At 32.9% G+C, this 20,463-nt stretch carries 24 protein-coding genes; 22 read left to right on the top strand and 2 right to left on the bottom strand.

Features of this window, described 5'->3' with window-relative positions; genetic code table 11:
• Nucleotides 1–15 precede the first annotated feature (15 nt).
• Entirely contained in the window at nucleotides 16–825 is an 810-nt protein-coding gene (locus VZL98_06150) for a bifunctional hydroxymethylpyrimidine kinase/phosphomethylpyrimidine kinase (protein WVH64510.1), read from the top strand.
• 37 nt (nucleotides 826–862) lie between these two features.
• Here VZL98_06150 and VZL98_06145 read toward each other — a convergent pair whose 3' ends face one another.
• On the bottom strand, nucleotides 863–2,248 hold the full coding sequence (locus VZL98_06145; protein ID WVH64509.1) for a helix-turn-helix domain-containing protein: 1,386 nt from the start codon (nucleotides 2,246–2,248) through the stop codon (nucleotides 863–865).
• A gap of 175 nt (nucleotides 2,249–2,423) precedes the next feature.
• Between VZL98_06145 and aspS the strand changes: the two genes are divergently transcribed.
• The 15 genes from aspS (at nucleotide 2,424) to pyrR (ending at nucleotide 15,341) form a co-directional block, all read left to right on the top strand.
• Nucleotides 2,424–4,187 (top strand): aspartate--tRNA ligase, encoded by a 1,764-nt coding sequence (aspS, locus tag VZL98_06140; GenBank protein WVH64508.1) that lies wholly within the window; start codon nucleotides 2,424–2,426, stop codon nucleotides 4,185–4,187.
• Between the two features lies 1 nt (nucleotide 4,188).
• On the top strand, nucleotides 4,189–4,893 hold the full coding sequence (locus tag VZL98_06135; protein ID WVH64507.1) for a tRNA threonylcarbamoyladenosine dehydratase: 705 nt from the start codon (nucleotides 4,189–4,191) through the stop codon (nucleotides 4,891–4,893).
• On the top strand, nucleotides 4,886–5,314 hold the full coding sequence (locus tag VZL98_06130) for a SoxR reducing system RseC family protein (protein ID WVH64506.1): 429 nt from the start codon (nucleotides 4,886–4,888) through the stop codon (nucleotides 5,312–5,314). Before VZL98_06135 ends, VZL98_06130 begins: the two co-directional genes overlap by 8 nt.
• A gap of 31 nt (nucleotides 5,315–5,345) precedes the next feature.
• Nucleotides 5,346–6,578, top strand: a complete 1,233-nt coding sequence (gene glyA, locus VZL98_06125) for a serine hydroxymethyltransferase (protein ID WVH64505.1) — start codon at nucleotides 5,346–5,348, stop codon at nucleotides 6,576–6,578.
• A gap of 129 nt (nucleotides 6,579–6,707) precedes the next feature.
• Nucleotides 6,708–8,021, top strand: a complete 1,314-nt coding sequence (der, locus tag VZL98_06120) for a ribosome biogenesis GTPase Der (GenBank protein ID WVH64504.1) — start codon at nucleotides 6,708–6,710, stop codon at nucleotides 8,019–8,021.
• On the top strand, nucleotides 8,021–8,614 hold the full coding sequence (gene plsY / locus VZL98_06115; protein WVH64503.1) for a glycerol-3-phosphate 1-O-acyltransferase PlsY: 594 nt from the start codon (nucleotides 8,021–8,023) through the stop codon (nucleotides 8,612–8,614). Before der ends, plsY begins: the two co-directional genes overlap by 1 nt.
• A gap of 2 nt (nucleotides 8,615–8,616) precedes the next feature.
• Nucleotides 8,617–9,612: an NAD(P)H-dependent glycerol-3-phosphate dehydrogenase gene (locus VZL98_06110; protein ID WVH64502.1), complete on the top strand. Its 996-nt coding sequence runs from the start codon at nucleotides 8,617–8,619 to the stop codon at nucleotides 9,610–9,612.
• 20 nt (nucleotides 9,613–9,632) lie between these two features.
• Nucleotides 9,633–10,715: an HlyD family efflux transporter periplasmic adaptor subunit gene (locus VZL98_06105; GenBank protein ID WVH64501.1), complete on the top strand. Its 1,083-nt coding sequence runs from the start codon at nucleotides 9,633–9,635 to the stop codon at nucleotides 10,713–10,715.
• Nucleotides 10,716–10,751: 36 nt separating this feature from the next.
• On the top strand, nucleotides 10,752–11,435 hold the full coding sequence (locus VZL98_06100) for a YggS family pyridoxal phosphate-dependent enzyme (GenBank protein ID WVH64500.1): 684 nt from the start codon (nucleotides 10,752–10,754) through the stop codon (nucleotides 11,433–11,435).
• Between the two features lie 14 nt (nucleotides 11,436–11,449).
• Nucleotides 11,450–11,941 carry a cell division protein SepF gene (gene sepF, locus VZL98_06095; GenBank protein ID WVH64499.1) on the top strand — a complete coding sequence of 164 codons (492 nt, stop codon included), beginning with the start codon at nucleotides 11,450–11,452 and terminating at the stop codon, nucleotides 11,939–11,941.
• Nucleotides 11,942–11,996: 55 nt separating this feature from the next.
• A complete protein-coding gene (locus VZL98_06090; GenBank protein ID WVH64498.1) occupies nucleotides 11,997–12,755 on the top strand; it encodes a YlmH/Sll1252 family protein in 759 nt (252 codons plus the stop codon).
• 4 nt (nucleotides 12,756–12,759) lie between these two features.
• The gene (lspA, locus tag VZL98_06085) at nucleotides 12,760–13,224 is read left to right on the top strand and encodes a signal peptidase II (protein WVH64497.1); all 465 of its coding nucleotides are present in this window, start codon (nucleotides 12,760–12,762) and stop codon (nucleotides 13,222–13,224) included.
• Entirely contained in the window at nucleotides 13,221–13,904 is a 684-nt protein-coding gene (locus tag VZL98_06080) for a uracil-DNA glycosylase (GenBank protein ID WVH64496.1), read from the top strand. Before lspA ends, VZL98_06080 begins: the two co-directional genes overlap by 4 nt.
• 2 nt (nucleotides 13,905–13,906) lie before the next feature.
• Nucleotides 13,907–14,836 carry an RluA family pseudouridine synthase gene (locus VZL98_06075; protein ID WVH64495.1) on the top strand — a complete coding sequence of 310 codons (930 nt, stop codon included), beginning with the start codon at nucleotides 13,907–13,909 and terminating at the stop codon, nucleotides 14,834–14,836.
• Nucleotides 14,814–15,341, top strand: coding sequence for a bifunctional pyr operon transcriptional regulator/uracil phosphoribosyltransferase PyrR (gene pyrR / locus VZL98_06070; GenBank protein ID WVH64494.1), 528 nt, complete (start codon nucleotides 14,814–14,816; stop codon nucleotides 15,339–15,341). The genes VZL98_06075 and pyrR overlap by 23 nt, the downstream gene beginning before the upstream one ends.
• 75 nt (nucleotides 15,342–15,416) lie before the next feature.
• Here the strand turns inward: pyrR and VZL98_06065 are convergent, their stop codons facing one another.
• Entirely contained in the window at nucleotides 15,417–17,168 is a 1,752-nt protein-coding gene (locus VZL98_06065) for an NFACT RNA binding domain-containing protein (GenBank protein WVH64493.1), read from the bottom strand.
• Nucleotides 17,169–17,302: 134 nt separating this feature from the next.
• On the opposite strand from VZL98_06065, the gene VZL98_06060 reads away from it, so the two are divergent.
• The 6 genes from VZL98_06060 to coaBC are packed head-to-tail and all read left to right on the top strand — an operon-like array spanning nucleotide 17,303 to nucleotide 20,451.
• The gene (locus tag VZL98_06060; protein WVH64492.1) at nucleotides 17,303–18,184 is read left to right on the top strand and encodes a YicC/YloC family endoribonuclease; all 882 of its coding nucleotides are present in this window, start codon (nucleotides 17,303–17,305) and stop codon (nucleotides 18,182–18,184) included.
• A gap of 8 nt (nucleotides 18,185–18,192) precedes the next feature.
• Nucleotides 18,193–18,465, top strand: a complete 273-nt coding sequence (locus VZL98_06055; protein ID WVH64491.1) for a DUF370 domain-containing protein — start codon at nucleotides 18,193–18,195, stop codon at nucleotides 18,463–18,465.
• Nucleotides 18,462–19,079, top strand: a complete 618-nt coding sequence (gmk, locus tag VZL98_06050) for a guanylate kinase (GenBank protein WVH64490.1) — start codon at nucleotides 18,462–18,464, stop codon at nucleotides 19,077–19,079. The genes VZL98_06055 and gmk overlap by 4 nt, the downstream gene beginning before the upstream one ends.
• On the top strand, nucleotides 19,072–19,281 hold the full coding sequence (gene rpoZ, locus VZL98_06045) for a DNA-directed RNA polymerase subunit omega (GenBank protein WVH64489.1): 210 nt from the start codon (nucleotides 19,072–19,074) through the stop codon (nucleotides 19,279–19,281). Before gmk ends, rpoZ begins: the two co-directional genes overlap by 8 nt.
• 1 nt (nucleotide 19,282) lies before the next feature.
• A complete protein-coding gene (locus VZL98_06040) occupies nucleotides 19,283–19,651 on the top strand; it encodes a flavoprotein (protein ID WVH64488.1) in 369 nt (122 codons plus the stop codon).
• Nucleotides 19,648–20,451 carry a bifunctional phosphopantothenoylcysteine decarboxylase/phosphopantothenate--cysteine ligase CoaBC gene (coaBC, locus tag VZL98_06035; GenBank protein WVH64487.1) on the top strand — a complete coding sequence of 268 codons (804 nt, stop codon included), beginning with the start codon at nucleotides 19,648–19,650 and terminating at the stop codon, nucleotides 20,449–20,451. The genes VZL98_06040 and coaBC overlap by 4 nt, the downstream gene beginning before the upstream one ends.
• The last annotated feature ends 12 nt before the right edge of the window (nucleotides 20,452–20,463 follow it).

The following is a 20,463-nucleotide window of genomic DNA, read 5'->3' as shown; positions in this document are numbered from 1 at the left end:
GAAAAGAGGGATTTAATGAAGAGAGTTTTACTGATAGGGGATATTGTGAGTCATGGAAAGATTGCATTATCAACTATGATACCCATACTATCAAAAATGAAGCTGGATATAAGCAATTTACCTACATCAATAGTATCTAATACTTTTGACTATAAAATCTCAGAACTTCATGATTTAACTGATTATATGAGAAATACAGTAGAAATCTGGGAGACATTGGATTTTCAATTTGATGTTATCGTAACCGGTTTTATCAACTCTGAAGAGCAAGTTAAGATAATAGAAAAACTTCTATCATATCAAAAAACGAAGCCGTTGATAATAACCGACCCTATAATGGGAGATGACGGGGAGCTTTATCATGGTTTACCATTAGAGATTATAGATCATATGAAGAAAATGATAACACATTCCGATATCATTCTGCCTAATGTGACAGAAGCAGCGCTTTTATTGGATGAGAAGCCTTCAAAGACTATATCAGAAAGTACTGCGATTAGGTGGTTAAATAAGTTTAATGGTTTAGGATTGAAATCTGCGGTATTAACCAGTGTTTTAATCAATGGAGAATACTATGTCTATGGCTTAAACTTAGACGGCGAACCCTTCAGAATAAAATACGAAGTTATCCCATATAAATTTGCTGGTACCGGAGATATCTTTTCGTCTTTTATGACGGGTAAGATAACACAGGGTAACACAGTTGAAGAAGCTGCACATTATTCTTCTTCATTATTGAGTAAGATTTTAAAAATGGAAAGTATTGACATAACTGAAATAGTTAGAGATGTGCCAATAGAAAGATATCTTGACCTTATAGATTAAAAATTCCTTAAGAAGCTCGACTTCTTAAGGAATTTTTTTAATTATATTTCAGTAATCCTTCACCTTCAATTAAGAGAATAGAAATGATGGTGTGATAGCGTATAAGTGGATTGTCCAGGTCAAGATTGATGATTTCATTAATCCTGTTAACTCGATAAACGACGGTATTTCTATGAACATTGAGTTTTTCTGCGGTTCTTACTAGACTTCTTTCATAACAAATATATGCATACAGTGTTTCTAATAAGTCTCCGTCGCTATCAGAATCGTATTCTTTAAGTTTTCTTATTTCAGAATTAATAAATACATTATTTTCGATACCTTTAGATAAAATTAAAAGTACCTTTATTGTGTCTACAGATAAATCAACCAGTTCAAAATCTATTTTTGATACCAACATGCATAAAAATCTATAGTGTTTAGAGACCTCTAGTATATTATTAAATGCAATTGATACAAGAATTTTCAAATCGGATCTTGAATCTATCATCAGTCTTAGTTCTGAGATCAATATATCACTATCCACTTTATTATCGTTGACTAAAAGGATGTATTTGCCCTCATGTTTAAATAATAATGTATCCTTTTTGTACTGATCTGTAAGATAATCAATTACTAATTGAATACTCTCGTATCTTTGAGATGATATCAAGAATAATCTGTAGTTATGGTTTATTGACCATCCTAGATTTTCTAGCTTCTTTGATACTTGCTCAACATCAAGAGGTGAAGAATTAGCAAGATTATCATAGACCATCTTGGTTAAATCAAGATAAGCATCTCTTTTGTCATTAAAGTACAAATCAAGTTTTTTATCCAGTATTTCGCTTATAATATTGAAAAGTGACATCTGATAATCTTCAGTTAAGACCTTACTTTTCATTAATGCAAGTGAACCCAGAGCTTTTTTCCCGTCTCTTACTGTTTTCGAAATTAAAATTGTCTGCGGATAGTACTTATATGCATTGCTGTTCCTGTAAAGTGCATTACCTCTTGAATCATTTAGATGCATCTCAATACCGACACTTTTGTAAATAAAGTTGAGTATTTTCTCTAGGGACACACCTTGATGAAGATATGAAGTTAAAGTCAATTCAAAATTTATATACTTATTAAAAATTTGTATAATTTTGTTTATTAGTGTTGCTTGAGTAATGTTGTCTTTAATTGCAATTACATTGATTTTATTAGATACTTCAACTTCTTCCATAATGTTTAAAGGATCTATAAGTACAAATGTCTTACGTTCGGTTATATTGTTCATGCTTACAAATTTTGTTACATCACAAATGTGAAGAACATCGTTTTCATCTGGAAAAGTTTCCAGCAAATTATATGAAGTAAAAGAAGTTTGAAAATTAATAACAGACTCGGGCTTAAGTTCAGATAATTCTTCTAATATCATATGAATTGAAATTTTCATTCGTACACCTCATCTTCTTATAAAATTGGGTCTGTACTTATAGTATAATTAAACAAATGAAATATGTAAATGGTAAACTAAGAAATCTTGGTTTAAAGTTATTGATTTACTCTCTCAATTGATATAAAATATAGGATGTAGAGATATGACTATCAACCTTAAGGAGGTCAAAACAATGGAACAGAAATTTAAAAGAACTAATATGTGTGGTGATTTAAGAGCTGCTGATATTGGTTCTGAGGTAGTTTTAAACGGATGGGTAGCTAAAGAAAGAAATCTTGGAGCTTTAATTTTTATAGATTTAAGAGATACTACAGGAATCTCTCAAGTAGTAATAAAAAAAGAAACTACTCCTGAGATTTATAATATTGCAGAAAATATTCGTAGTGAATATGTATTAGCTGTCAGAGGAGTTGTATCTGAGAGAGAGTCTAAAAACCCCAAAATGCCTACAGGGGATATAGAGGTAATAGTTACAGAGCTTAAGATTCTGGATAAAGCCAATACGCCTCCTATATATGTTAAAGATGATGACAATGCTTCTGAATCAATGAGATTGAAATATAGATATTTAGATTTGAGAAAAGAGAGTCTGCAAAAGAATTTAAAATTAAGAGCTAAGCTTGCAAAGGTAATCAGAGACTTTTTATATGACAATGATTTTGTAGAAATTGAAACACCATTCCTTACAAATCCAACTCCTGAAGGAGCTAGGGATTATTTAGTGCCTTCCAGAGTTAATCCAAATAAATTCTATGCTCTTCCACAGTCACCACAACAATTGAAACAAATTTTAATGGTTGGAGGAATGGATAGATATTATCAGATAGTGAAGTGCTTCAGAGATGAAGATTTAAGAGCAAATAGGCAACCTGAATTTACACAAGTTGACATTGAGATGTCTTTTGTGGATGCTGAAGATGTTATGGATATAAATGAAAAGCTTGTATGCAAAATGTTTAAGGAAATCAAGGGGATAGACTTGCCTACTCCATTTGGAGTGATGCCTTATAGTGAAGCGATGGAGAAATACGGCGTAGATAAACCTGATTTAAGGTTTGGATTTGAACTTAAGCATCTGGAAGAGGTATTTAAAAATACCGAGTTTGGACTGTTTAAAACAGCTTTGGAAGATGGCAAAATTATAAAGGGTTTTAATATCGGTGATTATGAAACGGAATTCAGCAGAAAGAAAATCGATAAACTAACTGATTTTGTAAAGGATTATGGTGCAAAAGGTCTAGTTTGGATTAAATTCCACGAAGGAGAAATGACCTCATCGATTAGTAAGTTTTTAACCGAAGAGAATATTGCTGCAATCAAAGGACTATTTAATATAGATAATAATGGACTTGTTTTTGTCGTGGCAGATGATTTTGAAACTACAAATGCATCACTTGGTAATTTAAGAATTAAAATTGCAAGAGACTTAGATATTCTAAATGACGAAGAATATGCTATTACATGGGTTATTGATTTCCCTATGTTCGAGTACGATGAGGAAGAAGAGAGATATGCTGCTAAGCATCATCCATTTACTCATCCAAATATTGAAGATATTGATTTATTGGAGACTGCACCTGAAAAGTGTCGTGCAATAGCATATGACTTAGTTATAAATGGTGAGGAAATTGGTGGAGGATCAATTAGAATCAATAATTCAGAACTCCAAGACAGAGTGTTTAGAGCATTAAGCTTAAACGAGGACGACATCCAAAGAAAGTTCGGTTATTTTATAGAAGCTCTTAGCTATGGAACACCTCCTCATGGTGGAATAGCATATGGATTTGACAGATTGGTTATGCTTTTTGCCGGTACTAATAATATAAAAGATGTAATTGCATTTCCTAAGACACAATCAGCTACATGTCTTCTAACAGGTGCACCATCACCTGTAAGTGACGAACAGCTTAAGGAAATCCATGTAAAGAAAATATAATATGGTCACTCAGTTTGAAAGATTTGATAGATTGTATGGTGAAAACAGCTCACGGATATTATCCAATAAGAATGTGATTATATTTGGTGTTGGAGGAGTAGGTTCTTTTACTGCTGAAGCTCTCATAAGAAGCGGACTGGGAAATCTTACGATAGTTGATAACGATATTGTTGAGTTGACTAATCTTAATCGACAAATACAAGCAACTTATGATACTATAGGTATGAATAAGGCTGAGGCATTAAGAGACAGACTGTTGACAATTAATCCAAAAACATGTATAATTGTAATGGTAAAATATTTTGATGAAAAATCTAACAAAGATTTTGAATTCAAAAAGTACGATTATGTTATTGATGCTATTGACTCAGTTAAATCTAAAATCCTATTGATTGAAGAGGCATTTAAAAGTGGTATTCCCATTATAAGTTCTATGGGTGCCGGTAATAAATTCGACCCTACTAGATTTAGGATTTCAAACATTGAAGATACTAAAGTGTGCCCGCTGGCAAGGATTATTAGAAAAGAAGTAAGGGACAGAAATATTAAGGGATTAAAGGTCGTTTGGTCAGACGAGGAAGCTATTAAAATAACTGGCACGAATGATCGAAGTCCGGGCAGTTCCGCTTTTGTTCCTCCGGTGGCCGGCTTAATAATAGCATCAGAAGTAGTAAAGGAACTGCTGAAAGAGGAGAAGTATGAATAAAGTCGGAAAGGTCTTATCTGTTAATAATGGAATGGCCAAAGTTGCTGTCAGTCGTACATCTGGTTGTGGCGGTGGATGTAAAACATGTGGTGGTTGTGATACACCGGTTATGATTGTAAATCTGCCAAATGAGGTCAATGCCAAACCCGGAGACGGTGTAGAATTGGCAGCCAACAACAAGAGAGTTGTCAAATATACTATAGTTTTGTATGTTATTCCTCTAATTATGTTCATCTTAGGTATTGCGGTATCGTATTATATTATGAATGAAAAGGGATTAAGTAATTTAGAGTTGTATAGTTTTTTATTTGGAATTCTAGGGTTCTTAATATCTCTTCTTATTCTTAAAATAATTGATAAGCTACTAGGTACACAAGATGCAGAAATGATGAGGATTAATAGAATAATCAGCAAAAGCTGAAATAAATGAACTTAAATACAGGAGGAAGTTTATGCAATTTAAGAAGTTACAAGAAGCATCACCAATTGTTTATGAAAACATTCTGAAGGAAATAACCAGACAGAATGAACATGTTGAGTTAATTGCGTCTGAGAACTTTGTTTCTGAGCCGGTACTGGAAGCTTTAGGATCACCACTTAACAACAAGTATGCTGAAGGTTACCCAGGAAAAAGATATTATGGCGGTTGTGAATTTATAGATGTCATCGAAGATTTAGCTATATCCAAGATGTGTGAACTGTTTAAAGCAGATCATGCGAATGTTCAGCCTCATTCAGGAGCTAATGCCAATCTAGGTGTATATCTATCAATTTTAAAACCTGGTGATAAAGTACTTGGAATGAAATTATCTGAAGGTGGACACTTAACTCATGGATCACCTGTTAATATTTCCGGACTTTATTACAATTTCGTTGACTATGGAGTAAATCTTGAAACTGAAGTAATTGACTATGATGAAGTTAGAGAAATTGCAAAGAAAGAGCAACCTAAACTAATCGTTGCCGGTGCGAGTGCTTATCCTAGAAAAATCGATTTTAAGATATTTAAAGAAATAGCCGATGAAGTCGGAGCTTATTTCATGGTAGATATGGCTCATATCGCAGGTCTTGTAGCTGCAGGTCTTCATCCGGATCCGGTTCCATATGCTGACTTTGTTACAACTACAACACACAAAACTCTAAGAGGACCTCGTGGTGGGGCTATACTTTGTAAAGCAGAATATGCAAAAATGCTAGATAAAGCAATTTTCCCTGGACTACAAGGTGGTCCACTTGAGCATATAATTGCCGGTAAAGCTGTATGTTTCGAAGAAGCTTTAAAACCTGAGTTTAAAGTATACCAGCAACAAATCCTAGATAATGCTCAAGCATTAGCTGAAGAGCTTGTAAATGGAGGATTGAGATTAATTTCAGGTGGTACTGATAACCACTTACTACTAGTTGATGTTACAACTGTTGGACATACAGGAAAAGAAGCAGAAGCTATTTTGGAGAGTGTAAATATTACTACTAATAAAAACACAATTCCAAACGAAAAGAACAGTCCATTCGTAACTTCAGGAATCAGACTAGGAACTCCTGCAATGACTACAAGAGGGCTTAAAGAGAATGAATTCAGAGAGATTGCAAAAATAATTGTTGCAGCTCTTAAGAACGAAGCACCACAAGAAGAACTTAAGAAAAAAGTTCTTGATATGCTTCAAAACTTCCCACTATATAAATAATCCCAATAAAACAAGCAGCGCATTGCTGCTTGTTTTAAATTTACATAAAATCTAGTATAATAGAAGATAAGATATAGTAACTGCATATATTTGCAGATTTATTTATTATAAATAATTAGAGGTGAAATTTTGAGAAATTCTATAGTGAGTGTAGTTGGTAGACCTAATGTCGGAAAATCAACTCTTTTCAATAAACTAATTAGAAAAAAAGAAGCAATTACAGAAGATACACCGGGAGTTACCAGGGACCGTTTGTATAGAGAAGCTGAATGGCTTGGCAGGTATTTTATGCTAGTCGACACAGGTGGATATGTGCCTGATGACGATGATATTATTTCTAAACATATTAAACTGCAGGCAGAGCTTGCAATTGATACTTCAGATTTAATTCTTTTTGTGGTCGATGGAAAATCGGGGATTATGCAAGAAGATCGTGATATTGCAGAGATACTTAGAAAATCAGGTAGACCTGTAATCGTCGTCGTCAATAAAATTGATACGCATAATACTCCTACTGATGTATATGAGTTCTATGAACTTGGATTTGAACATTTAATGGTAGTTTCTGCCGAACAGGCTTTTGGATTGGGTGATTTGCTGGATGAGATATTGACCTTTTTGCCGGAATCTGGAAAAGATGAGGAGAGTACTGATATTTCAGTAGCCATTGTCGGAAAACCAAATGTTGGTAAGTCTTCTCTTATAAATAGACTACTGGATGAAGATAGGATGATTGTAACGGATATTGCAGGTACGACAAGAGACGCTATCGATTCTTATATTATGAGAGATGGGGTAGAGTATCTTTTTATAGATACTGCAGGATTAAGAAGAAAAAGAGCTATAACAGATGCAATTGAGAGGTATTCTGTTATAAGAACTCTATCTGCGGTAGATAGATCTGATATATGTCTATTATTAATAGATGCGACAGAAGGCGTTACTGAACAAGATACAAAGATAGCTGGCTACGCCCATGAACAAGGTAAGGCTATCATAATAATTGTCAATAAATGGGATTTAATCGATAAACAAACCAATACCATGAAAAAGTATGAAGAAAATGTACGTAATAAGCTGGGTTTTATTAGCTATGCCCCGGTACATTTTATGTCTGTAAAAACCGGTAAGAGGGTAGATGATATTTTTGCGTTAATAAATATGGTCAATGACAATTACAATTTAAGAATTAGTACTGGGGTCTTAAACGAAATTATTAGTGAAGCAGTCTTCAGAACGCCTCCTCCAACAGATAAAGGACAAAGATTAAAGATATTCTATTCTACACAAGCAAGTGTTAGACCTCCAAAAATCTTATTGTTTGTTAATAAACCGGAACTTATGCATTTTTCTTATATGAGATATCTTGAAAATAATATAAGACAAAAGTTTGGATTTGTAGGTACACCTTTGAATTTTGAACTTAGATCCAGGAGCGAATAATGAATCTTTTATTTTTTATACTTTCTTATTTGATTGGAAATTTCACCGCTGCTTATATTCTAGGCAAGGTATTATTGAATAAGGACATACGAAAAATGGGAAGTGGTAATGCAGGAGCAACAAATGCACTTAGGTCTTTTGGTCCTGTTATTGGCGTGACGACGCTACTGATGGATTTATTAAAGGGAGTACTGGCACTTTATTTAGCAGATAAGTTTGGAGACCAGTACTCTGTATACTATGCTGCCGTAGGTGTTATATTAGGACATAATTGGCCTGTTTTTTTTGGGTTTAAAGGTGGCAAAGGAATTGCAACATCTGCAGGTGTTTTGATTTATCTTGATATAAGAATTTTTGCTATAGTAATTGCTATATTTATAATCACTGTAGCAATATCCAGATATGTGTCGCTCGGTTCAGTACTCGCAGCAGCCTCAGCGCCTATTTGTGCGTATATTTTAGCTTTCAAGACCAAACCCTATACATTTTATGTAATATTACTTTTGGCTATAATTGCAATTTACAAGCATAGAACAAATATTGTACGTCTACTCAATAAAACAGAAAACAAAATAAAATTTAAGGAGAAATAGCTATGAAGAAAATTGCAATAATTGGTGGAGGGAGCTGGGGATCTGCTCTTGCAATGGTTCTAGCTGATAATGGCAATGATGTCACTATGTATATGAGAAATAGTGAAAATGCATCAGAGATAAATGAATATCATGCTAATAGTCGTTATTTAAAAGATATTACCCTTAATAGTGAAATTATAGCAACTACTAATATTGCAGATATATCTGAATGTGAAATTGTTGTTTTCGCCGTACCTACACAAAACATAAGAACTATACTCACTGAAAACAGCGGTGTTTTTAATAACCAAGCCCTTTTTGTTAATGTTGCTAAAGGTATAGAAATAGGTACGAATAAAAGAATTTCAGAAATATTTGGTGAGTTTTTTGATGTAAATAGATTTGTTGCACTATCGGGACCGACTCATGCCGAAGAAGTTGCAATTAAAATGCCAACTGCAATTGTCGCGGCTTCACTAAGCAATAGTGCAATGTCTACAGTTCAAGATGTTTTTATGAATAGAGATTTTAGAGTATACACTAATGAAGACATCATAGGCGTTGAATTAGGCGGTGCAACTAAAAATATCTTAGCATTGGGATTGGGTATTGCAGACGGACTTGGTTTTGGAGATAATACAAAGGCCGCTATAATGACCAGAGGGATGCATGAGATAGCAAGACTTGGAATTGCATTGGGAGGAAGACCCGAGACTTTCTATGGATTAACTGGAATGGGAGATTTAATAGTTACCAGCACGAGTATGCATAGTAGAAATAGAAGAGCCGGTATACTGATAGGTCAGGGCCATTCCATAGAAGAGACTGAAAAAAAGGTTAATATGGTTGTTGAAGGCATTAAGACATGTAAGGCTGTTAAGAGTCTTATAGAAGAGAATGATGTTGAGATGCCAATTACAGAAGAAATATATAATATTTTATTCAATGATTATTCTATTTCAGATTCAGTTGAAAGATTAATGGAGCGAAATAAGAAAAGGGAAGTATTATATTAATATAAATAATAGGTGTGATTATGAAGAGAAACGGTCAAAAAATAATAACAGTTTTGATATTTATGTTTATCGTTTCTATTATAGGTTTCAATTTATATAGTAAATATTATAAATTTGCCATAGTTGAAATAGACGCAGGAAATGTATATTCTGAAGAATATTTGGGGAAAATCTACTTTTTTTATGATGAAGAATACTATGATTTTAACGGATTAGCACGATTTGATTCTCTTCAGTTAAGGGGGAGAATTCCCGTAGGTACCAGAATAGGTACTGTAGCATCCGAAAGTTTTAATTTTTCAGAAGATAGTACTGAAGAGTTAACTCCTAATATTGATGCGGAGACTCAAAGGCTTAGGTTATTGGGAAATAATTCTATTATTAAGACGCCATTGATAAATAAGCAAAACATGAAGAAAAAAATTGGCAAGTTATTTGATAATGATTACAAAAATAATTCTGAATTGTATTCAAAGACTGCAGGTTATTTCTATGACTCACTGGACGGATATGAGGAAATATTTGACTTAAATTTGCTTAACAGTTTTGAACTTTCGGACTTTAAACTACCATCTCAAGTAAAAGAGAATATAAAAGTTCTTAAAAACTCTTTTAAGATTGTAAATAATAATATATATTATGCAATTATACAATTATCGGATCCCAAATCGATTCCTGAAAAGGGAGATAAGGTTTCAATTAAAGTAGATGAAGAATCTGTCATAACAGGGGAGATTTTGGATTTGACAAAGTCGGACAAAGATATGCTAATCAAGGCAGTATTCAATAGTGGTTATGATTTGATAGAAAATACTAGAATATTAGAATCTTCTGTAATCCTTGATAAAAAAATGAGTTATCAATTACCCAGTTCATCGGTTTTTGAAAAAGACGGAATTCAAATGGTCATGAAAGTAAATCGTAGTGGATATGTCGAATCTGTTCCCGTGGAAGTAATAAAGGATGACGGTAACAAAACCTATGTAAGCGCCGGTATTGATGGTCAAATAAAGGTCAATGAGGAATCGGTCAATACTCTTAGGGCTTATGACGAAGTAATTATCCGCCCTAATAGAGTGAAGATTGGAGATGCGGTAAGATAATATACGATAAATCTATACATGTTAAGGAGTGGTTGAATGATTAAAGATAATATTGAAAATGTAAAAAAAGTTATAGAGGAAATAAAAGGATGTAGTTTTGAAGACTCAGGCATAACATTAATTGCCGTTACAAAGCAAAAACCCGTACCAGATATTATAGAAGCAATAGATTCAGGAATAAAAGATATCGGAGAAAATAAGGTTCAAGAGCTTGTCCCTAAGATGGATCAAATAGGGGATGGAGTAAATTATCATATGATAGGACATTTACAGTCAAATAAAGTAAAAGATATCATTGGTAGAGTTAAATTGATTCATTCGGTAGATAGAAAGTCATTGGTGAAGGAAATTGAAAAAAGATGCAAGTCCGAAGGTATAATACAAGATGTACTAATACAGGTAAATATTTCTAAGGAAGATACAAAATCCGGAATTTATGTAGAAGATTTAAAAGATTTCCTGGATTATATAGAAGGATTTGAATATATTAAGGTTAAAGGGCTAATGACTATGGCTCCACATTACGAAAAACCAGAAGATACAGCATGGGTTTTTAAAAAACTTAAAGAAATATTTGAAGATATTAAGAGTATCAATTATAATAATATAAAGATGGAATACTTATCTATGGGTATGAGCCATGATTATCAAGTGGCAATTGAAAACGGTTCAAATATGATTCGAATAGGCTCATACTTGTTTGGAGATAGGATTTACTAAATGGGAGGATTAATATGGCGGGATTATTTGATAAAATAAAAAGTGTTATAGGAATAGAAGAAGAATATTACGATGATGACTATGATTATAAAGACGATGGTTACGAAACTGAGAAAATCTCAGATGTTTCTTCTGCTACTGAGACTGCAAAAGATGAAAGTTATTCAACATACGAAAAACCAATACCTAAAAGGAGTAATATTGTGAGCTTACAATCAAGTACTATTGACAGAACTAAGATAAATATTCATGAACCTATAACTTTTGATGATGGACCACATATAATCGATGATATTGTTGCCAGAAGAGTTGTAGTACTTAATCTAGAGATGCTTGAGATGGATAAAAAGAGACAAATCTTCGATTTTGTAAGTGGTGGCATTTATGCATTGGATGGCAAGATTCAAAAAGTGACAAAAGATATATTTGTAATTGCTCCAAAAGATGTAGAAATAGATGGTAAACTAAAAGAACAAATCCAAGCAAAAGGATTTTACCAATTATAATATTTAAAACTAGAGGATGTTATAGTCCTCTTTTTAAATTGCACTGGAGTTAATATTGAGAAATTTGACTAATAGTTTAAACTATATACAAGATCGTGATACCAAAAAGACGATTAAAGATATACTATATAAAGCCGCTATTTACTTAAAGAGTAGTAAGTCTTTTAATACTGATTTTTTAACTCCTACCGAATTTAAATATGCATGTGAACTTCTAAAAAACATGGATATTGATTTTTCTATAGTTGAGCCTGGAGCTGATACTGAAAGAAAAGTTATAATTGTAGGAGACGAGAAAGATGCGGTAAAAGTTTTTTATATTGAACCCATTCATCAGGCTATTGAACATAGAGATGTATTGGGAGCTTTGTTAAGTCTCGGGATTAAAAGATGTAAAATAGGCGATATAGTCTTCTGTGATGACAGGTTAGAATTTGCGATCTTAAAAGATGTTGTTGACGATGTAAAAAATGGTCTTACAAGCATAAAAAATAGTGCTGTTAGACCGGTAATCAAAGATATACCTTTTTTACATGAACCAAGCTTTGACATTAATTTAAAATCGGGTTCTATTTCTTCCCTAAGATTAGATGCATTAATTGCGCTTATGCTAAACTATTCCAGAAATAAAGCACAAAAGCATATTAAATCCGGAAAAGTAAAGTTAAACCATGAAATTAATGATTCTGTTGATGCAAAAATAGAAGAAAATGATGAGATTTCGGTTTCCGGAATCGGTAGATTCGTGCTTGAAAGTATTGGTGGAAATAGTAAAAAAGGTAGAATATTTATAAAATATTACAAAAAGGGTTAATGCGATGATTTATTTTTTAATAATTGCAGTATTGATAATACTGGATCAAATAACTAAATACTTTGCAGTAAATTATCTTAAGGGAAATGAAAGTAAAGTATTGATAGATAAATTTTTAGAACTAACTTATGTTGAAAATAGAGGTGCAGCATTTGGTATACTCCAAGGTCGCTCGGTCTTTTTTATAATAATTACCATTACAGTTTGTTCTTTTATTGTGTACTATATGCTTAAAAATTATCATACTACAAGCACTCTAATGAAATTATCACTGTCTTTTGTAGTTGCAGGTGCAATTGGCAATTTAATAGACAGGATAATCAGAGAATATGTAGTTGATTTTATCTTTGTGAGATTTTGGGGTTATTATGATTTCCCCGTATTTAATGTGGCGGATATATGTGTAGTAATTGGTGCAGTTTTAATTATGCTGATTGTAATTTTTGATAAGGATGCAGGTAAAAAATGAATGTAAGCATTGGAAATGACTGGGACAATTTAATATTTGATGAATTTGATAAGCCGTATTATAAAAATCTTAGAAAACTATTAATTGACGAATATAAAAATTATGAGATATTTCCGGATATGTATGAGATATTCAGCTCGATTAAGGAAGTTCCTTTTAATAGCACAAAAGTCGTAATAATAGGACAGGATCCTTATCATGGTCCAGGTCAAGCTCATGGTTTCAGTTTTTCTGTTAAACCCGGGATAAGAATACCGCCTTCACTTTTAAATATTTACAAGGAGTTAAACAGAGATCTAGGATGTTATATTCCAGATAATGGTTACCTCTTAAAGTGGGCAAAACAAGGTGTACTTCTATTAAATACCACACTTACTGTAAGAAGAGGTTCTCCTAATTCTCATAGTAAAATAGGATGGAACTATTTTACAGACAGGATAATTATGGAGCTCAACAATAGAGATAAACCGATTGTGTTTTTGTTATGGGGAAGACATGCACAAGATAAGATTTCGTTAATAACAAACAATAATCATTTAATTCTGAAATCCACACATCCTTCTCCACTTTCTGCACATAGGGGTTTTTTAGGATGTTCTCATTTTTCGGCTGCAAACAATTTTTTAGTTAAAAATGATATGGAAGCTATCGACTGGCAGATTGAGAATATAGGGGTATAGAATTGAATATAAATAAAATTATTGAAGATGACAATCTTGAAAGAATAGACAAATTTTTATCTGAAGCCTTGAATATTTCAAGATCTATGGTAACTAGAAACATAAAGAATAAAAATATTGTAGTTAACGAAGAAGCAGTAAAACCTAGCTATAAATTAGTTAGAGGGGATAAAATAATCGGTCATATCGAAGATGAGAGTATTGTTTTAACCCCTGAAGAAATAGCTCTTGATATTGTATACGAAGACGATTATATAATTATAGTCAATAAGCCTCATGACCTGGTAGTTCATCCAAGCATGTCAAATAGATCCGGAACACTAGTTAATTCTCTTTTAAACTACACCGAAAAGCTATCTGATCTTGGTGGTTCAGATAGGCCGGGTATTGTACATAGATTGGACAAAGACACTACCGGTCTACTTATAATTGCTAAAGACAATGATACACACGAAATTCTTAAGAGGATGTTTAAAGATAGAGAAATAGTTAAAAAATATCTGGCTGTAGTACATGGTAGACCAGACCCTGTCAGCGGTTTAATCGATAAACCAGTCGGAAGATCGATGACAAACCGGACTAAAATGGAAGTAACTGATGTTAATTCCAGACCTGCATTGACTGAGTATAGTACTATTGATTATAATGGTGATTATAGTTTATTAGATATATCACTTCATACGGGAAGAACACATCAAATAAGAGTCCATCTTAAGTTCATAGGCCATCCAATAGTCGGTGATAAGGTATATGGGTACAAGAAAGAAAAAATAAATACTGAGCATCATTTATTACATGCTTACTATTTAGAATTCAATCACCCTATTTTAAATAAGCCGATGTGCTTTACCGTTAAACCAGGCGAACAATTTAGATCTTCCTTGGAAAAATTGAATTTGAGGTATAAAAATGGATACGAAAACATTTGTTGACGAACAAGGATTTAATAGAATTTTAAGAAGGATTTCTCATGAAATCCTGGAACAAAATAAAGGTACGGAAGATATTATATTTTTAGGAGTATTGACTAGAGGATATCCTATTGCTAAAAGATTAACGGAAAATATCTATGCTTTTGAGGGAGTAGAACTACCTTGCTTTTTCTTGGATATTTCAGCTTATAGAGACGATAAAAAAGTAAATACAGATGCCGTGACAAGCGATTGTGATATAAGTATTGACGGTAAAAAGGTAATACTCGTTGACGATGTAATCTCCTCCGGTAGAACAGTCAGAGCTGCATTGGATGCCATTAGCAGGATAGGTAGACCGGGAAAAATCGAAATGGTTGCAATGGTCGATAGAGGACATAGAGAGTTACCGATAAAGCCCAATTTCATTGGTAAAAACATACCGACCTCCAAGTCGGAATTTGTTATTGTAAAGATACATGAAATCGATGGGTACGATAATATATCTATCGAGACAAGAGGATAGTTTTTTATCTCATTATGCTCTATAATTACAGATTGTTAAAAAGTGACTCAGGTTAATTAACCTGAGTCTCATTTATTACTTAATCTCAATACCTCTTAATATACTCTGATCGCTTAAATCTACTAATATAGATTTAAAGTCGTTATAGTAAACCATTCCCGGCTTTGCCCCCTTTGCTTTATAGACATTTTTCTTTTCTGTATAATCTATCATAACTTGATTTTCATCTTTCAAACTGCTATATTTGGCTGCTAAATATGCTGCTTCATATATTGATTTGTCAGATATTTCCTTTGAGTCCGTTTTAAGTATTACATGTGCTCCGGGAACTTTCTGAGCGTGGAAAAACAAATCCGATTTTGAGGCAAATTTTAATGTCAGTTCATCATTTTGTCTATTGTTCTTACCTACATATACGTTTAGTCCGTCTGAAGTAATGAATTTAAGAGGTTTTGAAGGCGCAGACGATTTATTTTTGCTCTTTGCTTTACTAAGTTTCAGGTATCCGCCTTTTGATAATTCCTCTCTGATTTCTTGGATTTCATCTACTTCTGTTATGGAACTTAGTGTCAATTTTACTTGGTTTAAATAGTTTATTTCCTCCTTAAGTTTTGGGATTTCATCGGAGAGCACTTCTTCTGTTTTCTTTAGTTTTGAGTACTTTTTATAATAGTGTTGCGCATTTTGTTGAGGACTTAGTTTAATATCAAGAGGTATGTCTAATGTCTCTAGGTCTTCAGTATAAAAGTTCTGCAGTTTTACTGATTCCACGCCTCTATTTATTAAGTGAATATTGGCTGATATAAGATCTGCATATACTTTATAGATATCTCTATTTTGAGATTCTTCCAGTTCTGATATTTGCTGAATCAATTTGTTTTGAGATCTTTTTATCCTATTATTTACCACCTTTAAAATATTGGAGATCATTTGGTTTAATCTATCTGAATTATCTTTAGTTCCATAGTATTCTTCCAAAACCTGACTCATGGTTTCATTAGTCGTAAGTTGTCCACCCAAATGATTTATCTCAATAGGGTAGAAGCCAACAGCTTTGTCTCCGGTTAAAGAGAGTAATAGATAGGGCTTAAAGTCCTTGTCTCTTATTAGATTTCTGATTTTAATAAATTCATTGTCAATATTTTCAATGTCTAATTTTTCAAGATTATTTAATTTTATATCTACATCTAATCCGGATCTATAGATTATTTCTTTGCTGATTAGCGGACTAAGTCCGGTGTAATTCATGTAAAAAGACTTATAAGCTGCATTACTTTTTGTAAAATCAAATAACTGAGATGGGAGTACATCTTCTTTAAGCAAATCTTTTTTATCATCTTCGATGATATTATATGTTGCACCAGGCAGTATTTGCCTTATTCGACTCATATCCATTGTTACTCTTTTTATTGAGTCTATTATTTTATTATTATCATCAAGCAAAATTATATTGGAATGCCTGCCCATGATTTCTATAACCAAAGATTTTACACATGGGTAACCCATTTCATCATAGGTACTGATTTCCAATTTTACTACTCTGTCGAGCTTGTACTGTGAAATTGACTTTACTATTCCGCCTTGTATATGCTTTCTTAAAACCATACAAAAATTAGGCGGGGTCATAGGGTTTTTTGGTGTATCATTAATTATATGAAATCTGGGCACATTTGAATTTGCAGTTAAAAGCAGGTTCTTAGTAACACCTTTGTGTAGTATTAGTATTATATCCAGTGATTCAGGCTGGTTTACTCGATTTATCCTTGCTCCAACCATTTTACTTAATTCACTTATAATCGATCTTGTAGTTATTCCATCAAAACTCATATTTCACCTTCATTTTAAAATATTTATTATTAGTATAACATATATTAAATCCATCAAAAACTGTTACGATTTCGTAATAAATAATTGACTATTTATTGCATGATGTTTATGATAGTAATTGTGGAGGTACAAATATGATTAAATCAATGACAGGATATGGAAGAGGTTCTGCTTCCAACGAAATAATAGGTATTAATGCTGATATAAAATCTGTAAACAATAAGTACTTAGATATACAAGTAAAAATGCCTGTATATTTAATGTTTTTAGATGAAAAAATAAAGAACATTATTAAGAGAAAAATCTCTAGAGGTCGTGTGGATGTCTATATCAAAGATGAAAATACTTCGGAATCCAAATCAGATGTTGTAGTGGATAAAGATATCGCCAAGCTTATGAAAGATAATTTGGAAATGCTAATGGATCATCTAGGTTTAGATCATAAATTAAAACTGGAGCATATTCTACTTAATAACGAGATAATTGAGTTTAAACCAAAAGAATTGGATTTGGATCTAGTTGAAGAGGTTGTATGCAATGCAGTAAGTCAAGCGGTGGATGCCTTATATAATATGCGATTAAGAGAAGGTGAAGCTTTATACATAGACTTAGCTGAAAATATTTCCTATATAGAAGAAAAAGTTAAAAATATCGAAAAACGTGCTCCATTTGTAATTGATGAATATAGAGAAAAATTAACTGAAAAAGTTCATGCTCTTGTCGATGATCACGGAGAATATGAGTTTGAAAAACTCAATTCTGAAGTTGTTTTCTTTGCTGAAAGATCGGATATAAATGAGGAATTAGTGAGACTAAAGTCTCATATAGCTCAATTTAGAGAAAATCTTGAAACCAGCTCTGCTATCGGTAGAAAACTGGATTTTATTACTCAGGAGTTAAATAGGGAAATTAACACAATAAGTGCGAAATCAAGCGATGTCTGTATAACTGATGATGTTATTGACGTTAAGGTAGGAATCGATAAATTAAAAGAACAAATTCAAAATATTGAATAGGAGCATATATGCAAAAAGAGTTTATTAATATAGGATATGGGAATTATGTTCATATGGATAGGATAGTTGCAATTATCAGTCCTGACTCCGCACCAATTAAGAGAATGGTCCAGAACAATAGAGATTCCTTAAATTTAATTGATGCAACATTCGGTAGAAAGACCAGAGCTGTAATTATAATGGATAGTAAACATATAATTTTATCTGCAATTCAAACCGATACACTAAATACCAGGTTATCTGAAATGAAAGATATGAGCAGTAAAGGGGAAGATGAATGAAGAAAAAGGGATTTTTGATGGTAATTTCCGGTCCTTCAGGGGTTGGTAAAGGAACCGTATGCCAGGCGTTATTAAAAGGTAATGATAAGATTAAATACTCAATTTCTGCAACTACCAGACCTAAAAGACCACAGGAAAGAAGCGGAGATGACTATTTCTTTTTATCGGAAGAAGAGTTTGAAAAAGGAATAAAAGAGGATAAGTTCTTAGAGTATGCCAGAGTACACGGAAACCTCTACGGAACACCAAAAGATTTTGTCATGGACGGTATTAATAATGGCGAGGTAATAATCCTTGAGATTGATGTCCAAGGAGCATTACAAGTTAAAGAGAATTATCCTAATGGAGTCTTTATTTTCCTATTACCACCCAGCATGAGTGAATTAGAGCGTAGGTTAACTCATAGGGGAACAGAGTCAGCTGAGCAGGTAGAATTACGCTTGAATAATGCAAGAGGAGAGATCTCTAAAATTAATGAGTATCAGTATGCTGTTATAAATGATACTGTGGAAAATGCGGTAGCACATATAAATAGTATTATCGATGCTGAGAGTTTAAGGGTTATAAATAATTTATCACTAGACGAATATTTGAAGGAGGAAACTTATGATTAATCCATCTTTTGAGGAATTAAGAAAAATTAACGACAGTAGATATGCCATAGTTATGATTACTTCTAAAAGGGCAAAAAGACTTGTAGAAAAATCAAAACCATTAATTGAAACTGCTTCACAAAAGCCTGTGACAATTGCTCTTGAGGAGTTGATGCAAGGTAAGATAAGTTATGAGACAACAGATTTAGAAAGTATTAAATAAGATGTTAAAAGACAAAAGAATTTTAATGGGCGTAACCGGTGGTGTAGCGATTTATAAAGTTCTGGACTTGATTAGTAGATTAAAGAAAAAAGGTGCAGTTCTCGATGTTATTATGACGAAAGCTGCCACTGAGATGATATCTCCAATACTTTTTCAAACGATGGCTAGATGTAAGGTTCATGTAGAAATGTTTGAAGAGTCATCTGATTATGATGTTGAGCACATTGCACTGGCAGAAGCTTGTGATTTAGTACTGGTTGCTCCTGCAACTGCAAACACTATCGCAAAGGTAGCTTATGGGATCGCAGACAATCTTTTGACAACTACACTTTTAGCATGTGTCAAACCTATAATTTTGCCACAGCAATGAACACGAATATGCTGAATAATTTTGCCACACAAAAAAATATCAGTGATCTTATAAATCGTGGATACTATTTTATCGAATCGGAAACGGGATTTTTAGCTTGTAATACATACGGAAATGGTCGTATGGCTGAACCCGTTCAAATCATTGATTATTTAGAGAGCTTTGTAACTCCAAAAAATTTAAAGGGTAAAAAAATTATAGTTACTGCAGGACCAACTATTGAGAGAATTGATCCAGTTAGGTATATTTCTAATGATTCAAGCGGGAAAATGGGTTATGCTATTGCTAGGGTCGCACGCAATAGAGGAGCAGAAGTAACACTTATTTCCGGTCCCTCAAATTTAGAAAAAATCGGTGGTATAAGAAGCATCGATATTAAGTCAGCTGATGATTTATTTACTGCTATCAATGATGTTTTTCTGGAAAATGAAGTATTGATAATGGCTGCAGCTCCTGCAGACTATAAAGTTGTTAATAAAACTCACATTAAGATTAAGAGCAGCAGCATCCCTGAGATACAACTGTCTAAAAACAAGGATATTATCAGTCATTTTGCTTCTATTAAAGAGGATCGACTTGTCATTGGATTTGCAGCTGAGACTAATGATTTGATAGAAAATGCCAGCTTAAAATTAAAGAAAAAAAATTTGGATTATATTATCGCTAATGATGTCAGTAAGCCAGGGGCAGGTTTCAACGTAGATACAAATATTGCCAGTATAATTTCCAGTGAAAAGATTGTAAATCTACCACTGATGAGTAAGTATGAGTTGGCTGATGAAATTCTGAATTTAATATAAATAGGAGGAGTT

Source organism: Peptoniphilaceae bacterium AMB_02 (assembly GCA_036321625.1).
Taxonomy (GTDB): domain Bacteria; phylum Bacillota; class Clostridia; order Tissierellales; family Peptoniphilaceae; genus Microaceticoccus; species Microaceticoccus formicicus.
The sequence above is the reverse complement of the archived record's forward strand: the minus strand, read 5'-3'. Positions and strand labels throughout refer to the sequence as shown.